General features: G+C 29.6%; 13 protein-coding genes. 2 read left to right on the top strand and 11 right to left on the bottom strand.

All coding sequences use genetic code 11. The features are described from left to right. Positions 1-153: 153 nt before the first annotated feature. The 4 genes from JE46_RS19140 to JE46_RS19155 all read right to left on the bottom strand — a co-directional run bounded on the left by JE46_RS19140 (position 154) and on the right by JE46_RS19155 (position 3440). Positions 154-702, bottom strand: coding sequence for a hypothetical protein (locus JE46_RS19140; RefSeq protein ID WP_031456894.1), 549 nt, complete (start codon positions 700-702; stop codon positions 154-156). 31 nt (positions 703-733) lie between these two features. Further along, positions 734-1414 (bottom strand): hypothetical protein, encoded by a 681-nt coding sequence (locus JE46_RS19145; protein WP_031456895.1) that lies wholly within the window; start codon positions 1412-1414, stop codon positions 734-736. 108 nt (positions 1415-1522) lie between these two features. Next, entirely contained in the window at positions 1523-2386 is an 864-nt protein-coding gene (locus JE46_RS19150; protein ID WP_157505946.1) for a helix-turn-helix domain-containing protein, read from the bottom strand. A gap of 337 nt (positions 2387-2723) precedes the next feature. After that, positions 2724-3440: a hypothetical protein gene (locus JE46_RS19155; protein ID WP_157505947.1), complete on the bottom strand. Its 717-nt coding sequence runs from the start codon at positions 3438-3440 to the stop codon at positions 2724-2726. Positions 3441-3794: 354 nt separating this feature from the next. Between JE46_RS19155 and JE46_RS19160 the strand changes: the two genes are divergently transcribed. Both JE46_RS19160 and JE46_RS19165 read left to right on the top strand, forming a co-directional pair. After that, positions 3795-5483 carry an AraC family transcriptional regulator gene (locus JE46_RS19160; RefSeq protein WP_031456898.1) on the top strand — a complete coding sequence of 563 codons (1689 nt, stop codon included), beginning with the start codon at positions 3795-3797 and terminating at the stop codon, positions 5481-5483. A gap of 104 nt (positions 5484-5587) precedes the next feature. Then, positions 5588-5764, top strand: coding sequence for a histone H1 (locus JE46_RS19165; protein WP_031456899.1), 177 nt, complete (start codon positions 5588-5590; stop codon positions 5762-5764). 254 nt (positions 5765-6018) lie between these two features. On the opposite strand, the gene JE46_RS19170 is transcribed toward JE46_RS19165, so the two are convergent. The 7 genes from JE46_RS19170 to JE46_RS19200 form a co-directional block, all read right to left on the bottom strand. Then, the gene (locus tag JE46_RS19170) at positions 6019-6639 is read right to left on the bottom strand and encodes an NADAR family protein (protein WP_035136872.1); all 621 of its coding nucleotides are present in this window, start codon (positions 6637-6639) and stop codon (positions 6019-6021) included. 20 nt (positions 6640-6659) lie between these two features. Beyond that, on the bottom strand, positions 6660-7718 hold the full coding sequence (locus JE46_RS19175; RefSeq protein WP_031456901.1) for a phosphoribosyltransferase-like protein: 1059 nt from the start codon (positions 7716-7718) through the stop codon (positions 6660-6662). Between the two features lie 171 nt (positions 7719-7889). Beyond that, the gene (locus tag JE46_RS19180) at positions 7890-8312 is read right to left on the bottom strand and encodes a hypothetical protein (RefSeq protein WP_031456902.1); all 423 of its coding nucleotides are present in this window, start codon (positions 8310-8312) and stop codon (positions 7890-7892) included. Positions 8313-8760: 448 nt separating this feature from the next. Beyond that, on the bottom strand, positions 8761-9093 hold the full coding sequence (locus tag JE46_RS19185) for a hypothetical protein (protein ID WP_051872942.1): 333 nt from the start codon (positions 9091-9093) through the stop codon (positions 8761-8763). Between the two features lie 762 nt (positions 9094-9855). After that, complete coding sequence (locus JE46_RS19190) at positions 9856-10542, bottom strand: hypothetical protein (RefSeq protein ID WP_031456904.1); 687 nt, start codon at positions 10540-10542, stop codon at positions 9856-9858. Then, entirely contained in the window at positions 10542-13517 is a 2976-nt protein-coding gene (locus tag JE46_RS19195) for an HsdM family class I SAM-dependent methyltransferase (protein WP_031456905.1), read from the bottom strand. The genes JE46_RS19190 and JE46_RS19195 overlap by 1 nt, the downstream gene beginning before the upstream one ends. A 179-nt stretch (positions 13518-13696) precedes the next feature. Next, entirely contained in the window at positions 13697-14041 is a 345-nt protein-coding gene (locus JE46_RS19200; protein WP_031456906.1) for a helix-turn-helix domain-containing protein, read from the bottom strand. Positions 14042-14187: the final 146 nt, after the last annotated feature.

The raw sequence follows: 14187 nt of genomic DNA on the forward strand, positions 1-14187 counted from the left end.
TAAAATTCACCATTGAAATTTTCTTTAAATGTTGTAAAAATGGTTCTTAAACAGTTCGTAAGGACCACTATAAAAAAGCCTGAGAATATTTTTTTAGATTTTCAGGCTTTTTTTATGATCAAATCAATTATTTTAGGATCGTTTATCCCTATTCTAAAATGACAAAAAATCAATCTCCGACTTTTTATCCAACAGTTGCCAGCCACCATCGCTTTGTATAAAATACACTTCATGATTGAGTGTGTCTTTCAGCCCATTTTTCATTGCTGCAGCAAAAATATTCTTTCTTCGAATCGTAGTATACTCTACAATTGCCTTATTGCCGGAACTCATCATTCTTATTTCTTTGATTGCTCCAAATTCTTCATCTGCTACTTTTACACGTTGAATTTTAGATATTTTGTCGTCTTTCGGCGTCGGTTGTAAATAGGGTTTTGCTGCAATAGTAAAACTTATAAAGGAAGTTGTATCACCAAATTTCTTCGACTGAAGCACTTTTACAAATCCTTTTTCTACAAGCCCGGATTTAAAAATGGTATAAGCGTGTGAAGGATCACCGCAGAAAATATCATGATCTACAACACGAGGATACTTATTTTTTTCTAAGATAAGCTCAGTAGCCAATTTTTCATCTAATGTTTTTGAGGTACAGCCAGTCACTATAATAAAGACAAAGGTTAAAATGTAAGATAGCTTTTTCATGTTTTTTAATTTTAAATTATTAATGTTTTAGTTAATATTCTTTAATCTGCTCAATCATCCGTTCCAATGTTTCGATTGCTATTTCCTTATCTCTCTCTTCAGCAGTGTATGCTTTGCTTCTCATAGAATTATAAGAAATATCTGTTTTGTTTGGAGTGGATAGAAAAGGAACAATTGTTTTAAATAAATGATTCATTGATTTTGAAATAAGAATTTTTAATTCATCGGATGCTCTCAATATTAAGGCAGTCTGATCTGTTGAAAGCTTGCATAAAATTTTACTCGAAGGGTTATTGATTGTTAAACGGTCATCTGTTTTCTTTTCAGTAGTTTGAACGCTGGCATTTAAATAAATTGAAAATCTTGATTCTAGAAAGGTTATTAACTCATCCAGACAAGATATTAGAGCCGTTGTGACCTCCGTTAGATTATCTTTGTTAAGATCTGTATCATTGCTTATCTCTCTGATTCTATTTAAAAGAAAGAGTAATGAAGAATAATAATTTCCAACTAAAATTTTGATCTGTTTCTCTTTGGTAAGAGAAAAAACCTGTACAGTAAACTGTGATTGAATAAAAAATGTTTGTTCAGCAGCTTTTTCTATAATCGCCCTTGATTGAGCTGGAGTAATCATAGTAAGATCTGTTTTGTTAGGATTAAGGGTTGAGGTTACCGTTAAGTCCATCCATTCTAAAAGATAGGTTTGAGTCATTTCTTTTACTTTTACTTAGTAAATATTTCTCTCGGATTATTGCCGACAGTACTCTGAATCAATGCTTATAGAACATCCTTTTCCCAGTCAAAAAACTTTATTATTTAATTATTTATGTGAGTTTAATTGTAATCGGTATTCGGAAGGAGACAGGGAAGTATGCTTTTTAAAAAAAGTACTAAAAAAAGAAGTATTTGCAAATTTCAATTCTTCTGAAATATGTAAAATGGTTAAATCATTATTTTGAAGAAGAATTTTGGCTTCCAGAATTATTGCATTTTCGATACATTGTTTTGCTGTTATTTCTATAACTTGTTTGATAGTTTTAGTAAGATGGCCTGTTGTTACATTTAAAGCATCTGCATAGAACTTTACACTGTGTTCTTTTCTGCAGTTAAGTTCTAGTAATCTGAGAAAATGGATAGCGATTTTTTCATTTCCAGTATGCTTTACATTTTCATACCATGCCGATCTATAGTAAGACCTTGCCAATTCGTAGAGAAAAAGATTAAAACTCAAAAGCAATAATTCCTTTTTAAAAATGTGCTTATTTGAACGACTTACTTTACTATTGATTATTTTAAGCAAATCAACCAGCAATCCGATTTCTTTGTCCTTTAAAAAAATTTTAGTAGCATCTTTTGCAACAAAAAATTCAAAATATCCTACATGGGGCCATCTGGTACTATTATGAAAAGCAAACTCAGAGGTAAAAGACAGCAGGCTAATTTTAAAGGGATTAGTTATGATTAAAATTTCACATAATGACCTTTTTGGAATAACGATAACCTCGTTTACAAACAAATGGATCTTTCTGCTGTTAACGTGCATACATACAGCCCCGGAATTTATCATCAAGACGGTAAATCTATCTACTGTAAGTATTTCTCTCAAAACAATCCTGGATGTGATGGCTTCAAAAATGTAAATTTGTATGCCTAAGCGATTATAAATTGATTTAATAGATGCCAAAATAAATGCTTTATAAAGTTTAATTTTATTTGTGCTCTAAGTGTTTGCTTTGTATTGATGAAATCAAACACAAAGTACTACTTGTCAAATAATCTGGCCATCAATGAAACGCAGACAAAAAATAAATTAGAGACTCCGTTTATAAAAAATAAATAGGCCAGTCTTCTGGGACAATCAGTTTTTATCCCGCCATCACTTAAATAGCCTATTATTTCATCATAGGATAATAAATCCATGATGAAATAAAGGCTTACAAGGTTGAAAAGAATCAAAAACATGCAATAGAGATATTGCAGCTGTTTTTCCTTCAACTCAGTTAAGTACATCACTATTAAGCTTAGAGATTGTGAATCAGGAGTCCAGTCAAGATTGACTTGTTAACTGCAGTTGAAGAATTAGCTACCGCGCCTTGTACCGCACCAACACGATTGCCAACAGAAGTTTCCCAGTCTTTGTCTTTGCGCTCTTTTGCGTAATAGGTAGAATATCTTACTATAGATGAAGTGGTCAGAATGATTCTCTTATCCTCACTGCTAAACTGCGTATTCGCTATAACAGATGCTTCAAATGAAATTATGGACTGATGAATTACAGAATATTCATTTATTTCCCATAAAATTAAGGATGCCATGTAGTTGGACAGACAAATTTTAGCAGCATTTGTCATTGAGGAGTTTGCAATCGCCTGTTCTAATTTTGTCTGAGGATTATCTACAGTTTCTTGTATTTCTTGAAAATTTACTGGAAGATTTGTTCCCAAAATTAAAAGGTCATTATTTAAAGCCGAAATGGAATCTACTATTTGGCTTATTTGAGGAATTGTATTAAATGTGTAATTACACGACAGGTAAACATCAAGAAGATCATTGTGTATTTTACCTGCTATATCATATGTATTAGCAGGATTTTCAGGACTCAGATTTTGAAATAGTTTTGCTGTGTTTTTAGATTTCTCTTCAACCAAATTACCAATTGAGCTTTCCATATTCTCGCTTGTACAAGAAAACAATAGTGATGTAAGAATCACCACCAACAATAATAAAAAATTTTTCATGATTAAAAAGTGTTAAATGTAACGACTGCTTTTTTTTCAGTCAGTTCATTTCACCCGGGCTAGCAGAACTTTTATCCGACACGATGCCAAATGTTTTTTTTGCTATTGAATTCGAAACAAATCTAAATGTAGATTTTCTAGTTTGCAAAACATTGTATATCGATTTTCCGAATTTAGGGTATCGATTTTCCGAAAATCGACACCCTTTTTTCATGGTAAATCATACTAAAAATCAATTAATTACGTTAACATCAATACTCTTTTAAGCTTCCCATTAAATTATATTTACCAAATAGTGCTTTTTGCTTAAAAAAATGCATTTAAGGACAATTGCTTCAATTTAAAACTTAATTTATGTTTAAACAATATATAATGATACTGGTCTTTTTATTTGGAGATCAATTTCATGCTCAGGAAAATAAAGTTAGAGCCTCCGATTCACTTATAAGAAAAACGTATGACTATCTATTTGAGAGAATAGAATCAACCGCAGATATTAAAAATCGGCAGGCATTTTATCTTGAATACTTTCTACAAAAAGCTAAAAGAGAGAGAAATTCTAAAGAAATAGTAAACGGATATAAAAATTATGTACACTATACCTCCGATAAGTTTCAACTAGCTTATGCTGACAGCATGATTTTAACAGCACGAAAATCACATGACAATGAGCTTATAGGATCCTCTTATCTTTCTAAAGGAATTGTTTACTATTCACGAAAAGAGCATAAAAATGCGCTGGATAATTATCTCATTGCTGATAATTTTATATCTAAAACCAATGATCAGTACTTAATACATAAGGTTAAATATCATATTGCCAGTATAAAATATTTTCTGGGCTTCTATGATGAAGCAATTTCTTTATTGATAGAGTGTACGGATTATTTTAGAAAGGGAAACGCAAGGGCATATTTAAATTCATTGCATTTACTTGGTTTATGTCAAAATAGAATTGGCAATTACGGATTATGTTCTAAAATAAATGAAAAGGGTATTCAGGAAGGTATAAGACTCGACAATTATGAAATGAAAGATTACTTTATTCATTCAGAAGGAATCAATCAGTATTTTAAAAACAACTATGCAGAAGCTATAAAAAAAATTAAATATTCAATTCCGTCTATAAATAAAAACAAAGATTTTGGCAATGTGTCTGTCGGATATTTTTATATTGGTAAAAGCTACTGGAATCTTCATAAACCTGAAATGGCACTTCCGTATTTTATTAAGGTAGATCGTATTTTTGATACCAAAGGATACATACGTCCAGATCTTCGTCAGAACTATGAATTGCTATTAAAGTATTACAAATCAAAAAAAGATCTTCATAAGCAGCTCTATTATACAGACAAGCTCCTAAAGGCGGACAGCATATTAGATAACAAGTTCATCTATCTTTCAGGTCGGGTGCGTAAAGATTATGATACGAAAGTATTATTAAAAGACAAGCTGCATATTGAAATCTTGTTTAAGAAAAGGAAGTATAATGACTTTATTTACATTGGTATAGTAGTTCTGTTTTTTTTAGTTGTATTATTCATTGCTTACAGACATATCAGAAATAAGAATATTTACAGGCAGAGATTTGAGGAATTGATGGCAAAGAATGAAGCTGATTCCAAAGTGGAAGTCAAAAATGTAGATAGAGGAATTGGAAATATGAATAAAGATACTGTTGCAGATATACTCAGGCAATTAGAAAAATTTGAAAGGGATAAAAAATTTCTTTTAAAAGACTTAACTTCCGTAAAGCTTGCTGCTGTATTCAATTCCAACCCAAAATATTTATCAAATGTAATTTATAAATACAGAGGGAAGAGATTTGTAAAATACATTGCTGATCTTAAAATACATTATCTAATAAAGTTGTTAAAAGAGGACAGTAAAATAAGAAAATATTCAAATAGTGCATTGGCTGAAGAAGTTGGCTTTAGCAGTACTAAAAAATTCAGCCAAGCCTTTTTTGCAGAAGTCGGATGTCCAACTTCTTATTTTATTGATGAACTAAATAAGATGTCTCAAGAAAATGAGGTTCGATAATATAGGAAATACAGATTAAAGTTTTTCTAATTTTTGTCGTAAAGTTTTGCTTTATAAAAAAAGCAAAACTTTACTTTTGCCATCTTAAATTTAAAAAAAATATCATGAAAGATTTAGTAGCAAAAATAAACGCTGAAATCGAAACATTTAAAACAGAATCTGAATCATTAATTGATAAAGGTTTTAAAGCAGCAGGAGCGAGAGCTCGTAAATCAACTTTGGAAATTGAAAAACTTTTAAAAGAGTTTAGAAAAGTTTCTATTGAGGAATCTAAAAAATAAATTCATTCTTACTTTTACTTAATTAGCCTTACAGATTTTTGGAAGGTTTTTTATTTTCGAAATATGCAAATCGATAAACCTTAGAAATGGTTTAAATCATTCCATTTTTCAGGAGTGTTAAGGTAGAGGTAGAGGTATTGAAATCTAACTTTGGCAAAATTTATATTTTTTTGCCAAAGCTAAATTGTTTTATCATTAAGTTAACAGTAGGTTTATTTGCTGTTTTTTTAAGAAAAATAGCAAATAACTCTTAGTTAAGCATAATCTAAATCAAAAAGGAAGTGGTTTTCATATTCAATTTCTGGATTGCAGACAGTTTCAATTTCCGAACCATAAAGAAGGAAGCCGTTTATATTTAAAGGAGAAACACAATCAATAGAATTATTGTTATTAATATATTCAGATCTTAGTTGCATCAACAATCTTCCTAATGCATTTTTACCTCTTAAAGAATTATGCCCTTCAGGGACGACAGCCCAGTCTTTATCTTTATTAGATAGTTCAACTATAGGGGAATTTCCTGTTTTTTGTAAAAGGTTATAAAACTTCTCTAAGTTTTGAGAAAGCTTTACCTTCAATACCCAGTACATTATATCGTATTTTACTTCTTCCCAATCTTGTCTTGTATGTCCATGATACTTACGACTAATCATTTTAGCAGTCATAGGACTGTTTTGAGATATAATTTCTTCCTGAATATGAGGAAACAAAGGAAAACGGCAAACTTGATATAAAGCTTCAGCTGAAGGTATAATTATATCATTGACACGTAAAGAATATCCAGGAGCCATATTAGACAATCCTCCAAATTCTTCTTTTGTACTTTTAAAAGCAATAACATCAGCCGTGTTATATGTTCTTTCAGATATTTTCATATTGCAAATTAATGAAAAAATTAATTAGTTCCTCTATTTCTTAAACAAAATAATGGAATCCAGTCATGACCGGGAACATCCCACCAAAATACAACGGGACAGGTATTCGATATGTTTCTCCATGTAAAAAATAAAGTGCCAGTTCCTAGGGTGCGATGAGATCTCACAGTATCTCCAAGAGGTCTTTTTCGAGGATCGGGATCAGCTTTTTTTATTTTTTGAATTAGTTCCAATCCTTTTTCTAATACTATATTTTCAAAACGTATTCTACTCTCAGGACTTGAAAAAAAGATTTCCTTAAGAGGAAGATTTTCTGGTCTAAAAGCTGCAACACCAGTATTCTCTCCTTCAAGTGATGCTAAATATTCTAAGACTTCTTTAGGTTGTTTTTCCAAAGGATAAATACAATTCAGCGCTTGCTTTTCTGCAATCCATTTGGGTTTGAGTTGATTTTCTATTTTATAATCAAATCCAACTAGCAGAAAATTTTTAATTCGATCGTCAAACGCTTTCATTAACCGCCATTCAATATTATCAAAACCTAGTTTGTGATAACAAAACAAACTTAGTGCTATTGTTTTTTCTTTACTTAAAACATCTTTAAGATGAGTAGATTCAGATAACCAATTTGAAAGATCTTTATAAACAGTTCCCCCAGTAGCTAATACATCATCAAAATATATATAATGCTTTTTGGGCTGATCAATCAAAAGATCGTAATTAATTCCATACTTTTCATCTAAAATGTTTCTCAGAATTGAAAGGACTTCTTTTTGACTTTTTTCTGGTTTTTGAGTATCAATAAAGTTTGTATTATTGATGAATTCCTGCATTGAACTATATTTATAAAACGCTTGAAAATCGACAAGGCGTTTCTCTAGTAATTCTATTGCTCTGTTTTTTGAAATATAGATTTGCGGTAAAAAATATAACAATTCAGTAAGAACAAATTCTGCATCATCGTCAAATTGATTTGCCCATTCAATTATATGCTCAATTGACATTCTATGATCAGTTTCAGGACTATCGCAGTGATAATCTTGTAGAATCTCAAATATCTTTCCCGCTATTTCCTTCATTTATTTTAAATTTTCAATAAAGGATAAAAGTATGATAATGCTTAATAAGATACAAGGAACAATCTTTAAACATTTACATGCTCTTTAGATCACTGTGAAAGATTATTAATATATTGGTTACTACCTTAACAGGATTCTTGTAAATTTCCAAGTCTGAAAAACTTGAGAGGCTTATTTTATAACCAACTCAATTTTAAATAGAGTTTTGATATAGGATATTGGGATAATTTGGTCACTATAATTTGGATTATAAGATCTTAATGAGACCATATTATTAACTGAATCTAAAAAAAATATAGTTTTACACAAACAAAAATCATTTCCTTTGGATGTTGTGCCCATAATTAAAAGAGGTTCGTTCGTAGGTATTTCAAACCATGGATAAAAACCGGATTCAAAATCTATTTGTAATTGATAAGCTAAAACTTTAGACCCGTTTGGTATTGTCTTTTTTTGATCGTCACAAGTCATACTATCTCCAACAACAGGAAATGCACCATAAAATATATTTTTCTGCTCCCATTCCAATATTTTCTGCTTTAGATTTTCATCTACAATTATCGGAACTCTTGAAGTTGATTTTGGAAATTCCATGATATCTTAATAATCTAATTAAACAATTACCTATCTTCCGTGTTTCATGGACCTTTGTATCTACAACTGTTTTTTTTGGAAAGTTCTGATAGTAGATCTTTGTTCTTCGTTAATTTGATTAAATCTACTTTTATAGTTTTTGTTCTTTTGAACAAATGACAAACATTCATAAGTAAACTTCGGAGGGCTAAGAATTTATTTAAACCGGAAATGCTCTTTTCCTAATACAATTTAACTAGTCACTAATTCAAAACGAGCGCCAGTTGGGTAGAACTTTTAAAAGAGTTTTGAAAAGTTTCTATTGATAAATCTAAAAAATAAAATTCATTATTATTATAAAGGGCTGTTTTAAAGACAGCCCTTTCTGTATATTTTCGATGTTGAAGGGAACTTCTTTTAATCGTTTTTCTTATTATTTAGACTAGTTCTGCACTAAATTGTATTGAAACTAATCTTCACTTTCTTCGGTCTCATCAAGATTGTACCAGCATCTGCCAACATCTGCAATAGGATTTACTAAAATTGAAAAATTTACTCCAGTAGCCTTACCAGCTCCTTTAGCTGCTCCCAATATGTCATGTCTTGTGATAGAATCATCGCTTGATATATAATTGTATTCTGCTGAAGGTAAATCATGGGTTTTCCCTTTAGCTGATTGGATTGTTTTAGTAAAGCCTAAATCTTCCATTTCAGCATGTAAAACTTTATAAGTATCAGAATCTAATTCATATTGCCTACCCTCTTTAGTATGTAGTTGCACCCTAACAGTAAATCTCTTCATAGTTAATCATTTTTAATTAAAATTTTCATAAAGGTAATAAGTGGAAAAATCTATTTATTAAAGTTTTCCGTAACAGTATCTTTTTATTAGCAAATTAATTCTTTTCATTAATAAAATTGTCCAGTATAAATACCTGTTTTTAATTTTGATTATAATACTTTAAGCATGTTTCATTGCAAGTTTTATTTTAAGACAACTATATAACATTGGCAATTAATTATTTTTTTGCCGAAATTATATTTATAATTGAAAAATGATTACTTTCACATTTCAAAACTGATATAAGTTGAACAAAACATAGAAAATAAAATACATGATTACTTTGGTTACAATAAAAGACTTTCGAAACTGGAGTTTGTTTTAGCTATTAAAAAGATTTTATATCTTGGTCAGGAAACACCATTAAAATGTACTTCTCTCAACTAAGAAAATAGGATATAATTCATAATTCTCCAAGAGGTATTTACGAATTAAGGAGAGAATTAAATCAGATATTGCAAATTTTGTAGAAGTTATAAAAGACGATTTATCGGACAAAAAAAATTAAGATTTATAAGAAATAAAAAAGCGCGAGTCAGAGACGTTCTTCCTGCATTTCAGAAGAACACTTCGGAGAGATACACTGTTGCTGTAAAAATAACAAATACATAAAATATTATAATTCATTTAATTGCTAATCTCTATTATGTTTCGAAGGCGAAAGTATTAGCGGATGACATAAAACAAAAAAATGGCAGTATTTTAAACAATAAAGCAACAATATTATTTACACAAATCAACAAAATAGTGATTTAAGCTAATCTTGGTTTGATTTGTTTTTTCACTTTCAGAAATAGATTTTACTAGCCTCAAATCTTGAAAGTTACAAGTATTAAAAAGTAAATCACTTGAAAACCAGTTCAAAGGAGATTTCATTTTTCCATCAATCAATTCTTGAATCCAATTGTTAATAGTGTAATGCCAGTACTTTCCATCTTCATTTTGAATATAGCCAATTATTGCACTATGGTCTAAATTTACTCCATGAACATTATGCTTAAATCGTTCAATTCCTCCAGAAAACTTAGTTGGATCACTACCCAAAACATATTCTTTTTCTCTATTACTAGGCATTGAAGTTGTTAATCGTTTAGCTTCAATTGTAAAAAAAGGAGTTGGGTCAGAAAAATGCCTAAACACACCAATATCAACCCGCCTATCAATACCTTTTGGTTGTTTTTGTTTAGTTTCTGCTTGAAAAATGAAAGCTTGACTTTTGGAAAAATAGCTTAATGTTTTACCAAGCTGTTCATTTAAATTTTCTTCAGAATCAATTACTTTACCTTTAAAATGTTCTTGAAACTTATATAAAGTGTCTTCTAAAAAAACAAGTAGTTTATCTTTAATTGTACCTTTCTTTATTGAAGGATTAGGAACATTAGCTATTGGGTTATGGTTGTCTTTTAGCATTAGTATCCAGCATTATAAAGATCAACAATAGTTTCATCAGCATCTCTCAAAGCTATTGATTGCAGCCAATACCTCAACTCTTTAGGTTTTATCAAATAAATTAAATCTCCATCATAAATTTTCACAACTCTATTTATTCTATAACTACTTCCTATCTTATTATAAACTAATTCAGCAATATGGTTTTCGATCTCTATTTCAGCCTTAAGAGGTTTGGAAATAATGTTATTTTCATCTCCATACTCAAAAATAGAACAAATAAAAGATTCTGTTTGATAAATACTTTTTTGTAAATATTTTTTGAATTCCGTTTTAAACAATGAATTCAAAATATCCGTAAATATTTCTCCAAAATGATTCAACTCTTTTTCAGTCGTAACTTCTAAAACTTTTACATTATTATCTTTTCCTAAAAATTCTAAACCGTAATCTAATGTATCATTTATCAAAATTTTATCAAATTTCGTTAATTCAATTTCTTTCTCATCTTCTGGAAATGGGATACCTAAAATATCTTTCTGTAATGTGGTTTTTGTTGAACGGCTTACTCCGCTTCTGGCACTAGTTGTTAGTATATAAAACCTATAAAGAGGATTATCTTTAATCCTCATATAAACATTTTTTAATTCTTCCCTTCCGTTTAAAGGAGAATGAATACCAATTATTTCATTTTTATATCCCAGTTTGACATCACTAAAAAAAACAGGAATTGAATGAGAACCGATATTTTTTTTAATCAATAGTAATGAGGGCTTAAATATTTTTTCATTTCTAGGCCACTGAAAATATTTTGAAGTGTTTTTTTGTGTTTTCTTTATTCCTTTTTCAGAAAAATCTTCAGGTTCAACATAATCAAGATCCATAAGGTAATTGGGTTCCGAATATCCTCCCTTTTTCTTTTCAAAATCAGATTCTACCAACTCTTCATCTTTTTTTCCTTTGATAAATCCATCACCATAAATCCATCCTTTTTTCTTTCTCTGGTCTAAAAAATCTTTTAAACTTTGAAAACTATTTAGTCTATTAATAAAAGGAACCAATCGGCCACCACCAAGTAAATTAGATTTCCAAACAAAAGGATTATCTAAAGCTTCAGATTTACCTACTTTATGAAAATCATAATGATCAATCTCAAAGTATTGACGCTCTTTTGCTGTCTTTAATTTTTTTACCGTAATGTGATAAATAGGATTTTTGTCAGGAACTTTGTTTTCAAGAAAAAACGCAGAAACAGCGACATTTTTCTCGTTTCCTTTATTTTTAAAAAGTGTATTACTTAAATAGGTAAAATCTATTATTTGAGGAATATTATATTCAGCGAACAACCATTTTCTAAAGTTTATAGGTTTTTGAGAATTATTATACAATAATGGACCAGAAGGTAAAATAAAAGAAAGTAGTCCTTTCTCTTTTTTTACAAGATTCATCCCAAGTATAGTAAATAATAAAGCACTTTGATTATTAGGGACTTGTTCTACCAATTTTAAACCAGTAATCAAACTATTAATTTTAGTTTCTCTTAGTCCATATTCAATAAAAGGTGGGTTCCCTATAATTAAATCAAATTTTTTATCTGTATTATTAGGATACCAATCAAAAAAGTCCGACCCCACAACATTATCACTTAAATCATCAAAACGTAGATTTTCCCATATAACTTTCGGTGATAAAATATCGCATAAAGTTAAACTCAAACTAAAAATAGCTAAATCAACAGCTTCAGTCGCAATATCAATACCATAAACACTATCTTTTAATAGCCTTTTCAACTCACTTAAGTTTTCTTTACCAGGAAAAATCCATTCGCCTGTTTTTTCATAATTTGAAACTCTCCACCAATCAATAATCCTCTTATAAGCAGAAACTAAAAATATTCCTGAGCCACAAGCTGGATCTAATATCTTAAAATTCTCTTTTGGTTGATTGATAGGCATGCACTCATCAATCATAAAGCTCACCAAATACGACGGTGTATAAGCAACTCCTGTACTATTATCAGCCTCTAAGAACATTTCATAAATACTACTGATTAACTCAATAGGTAGATAATTAAATGAATATAATCTCCAAAAAACGAATTGATTTTTATCTAATACTCCTGATAAAAAATCAGCTAAAGGAGACAAGTCTTTTCCTTTTATTTGTTCTTTATAAGCATCTGATAAATAAAATATTTTACCATTAAAATGATTGCTTAAATATTCGAAAAGGTTTAAGGTATATTGATTTCCTTTTCGAATTGTTTCTGTAAAATCAGTAGAAAATCCAAATTTTTCTTGATTAAAAAAATCAGCTGCAAAAACCCTTGTTTCTTTTCCGTTTTCGTCAATATCTATTCTTTCTTCCAAGTATTTAACTAAAATCCCTAAAACTAAAAGCTTGCTTGCAATTGTTTTATCTAATTTTATTACATCAAGAAATTGATCTCTTGTTATTTTAAGTTGAGAAATAAGTTTTTCATAAGCGGTTTCACCATAACCAAAATCATATTTGGTTTGTTCCCAAAAAGAACCATTGTCAAATTTCTTTGCTGAATATTCTTTATATTTTTTTACAGCATCACCTGCTATTTTTAGCGTCTCAAAAGGAGATACTTGTAAATTTCCACTTTTGGTTTGCTCTACAGGCTTAGATGAATTAAAGAATTTTATTTGCGATTTAGTGATTACTAGGTACAAACGAACTTCTGTACTACTCCAAACATTTTTATGAATTTCTACAACATCTTGTTCTTTTGTGGTAAAATCAAAGATATAAAGTTGTGGCTTTGAAGGTCTATTTAAATCCGGAAAATTTCTAAAATAAACAGCATCCGCTCCAACCTTTTTTGCTTTTTCAAGCGACAAACGTTGATAATAGTTGATGTTTGACTTGTCAAGCTCAGAAGTATGGATTAAACCAAAAGAATTACCATCAGCATTGAGCATCTCTAGCTGAGATAATCCACTAATATATTCATTTGTTTGTTTATCCATTTACTATTTTTTCTTAGAATACAAAAATGCGAAAATTTGATTAAACTATATAAGATTTTGGATTGTATTTTCATAATTATAATGCCTACTTTACAAAAACATGGTCTATACTTAATTATCTAAAGCTAATAACAGATCATTTTAATGTAATAATGCAAACTTTTTATAGAATTACCCTCTTACAACTCTTCAATCCTCAATACCTCATTACCAATTACTTTACTACCACTTTCATTGAATGTTTGCTTTACAGTAACTTTAATTTTATCATATTTGGGAGTAGGAAATTGCACTAAGTCAGAAATATTTTTAAAACCGAAAGCCTTGGCTAATAAAGCTAAATGACGAGTGGAATACTTATGTCGCTGAGTAAATGATTCTACATTACCTACAAAAGTTTTGGAAAGCCCCATTTTTATACTTAAATTTTCCTTACTTATACCTTGTTCTTTTCTCAAAAGTTTCACATGATTTACTAACTCAAAATCAAATTGAGTCGTTTCAAATTCTAATGTTTTATTCATTACGTTTAGTTTTTTTTACATCCAACATGTTGGATATGTAAATAATATTATTATATTTGTTGTAGCGAAATGATAATTAGCCAATTGCGCATAATTAAACGATGATTTCTCGTTCCGTAAAGTCCTAAATTTAGCAGACGAGAGTA

This window comes from Flavobacterium chungangense LMG 26729 (assembly GCF_000735715.2).
GTDB lineage: Bacteria > Bacteroidota > Bacteroidia > Flavobacteriales > Flavobacteriaceae > Flavobacterium > Flavobacterium chungangense.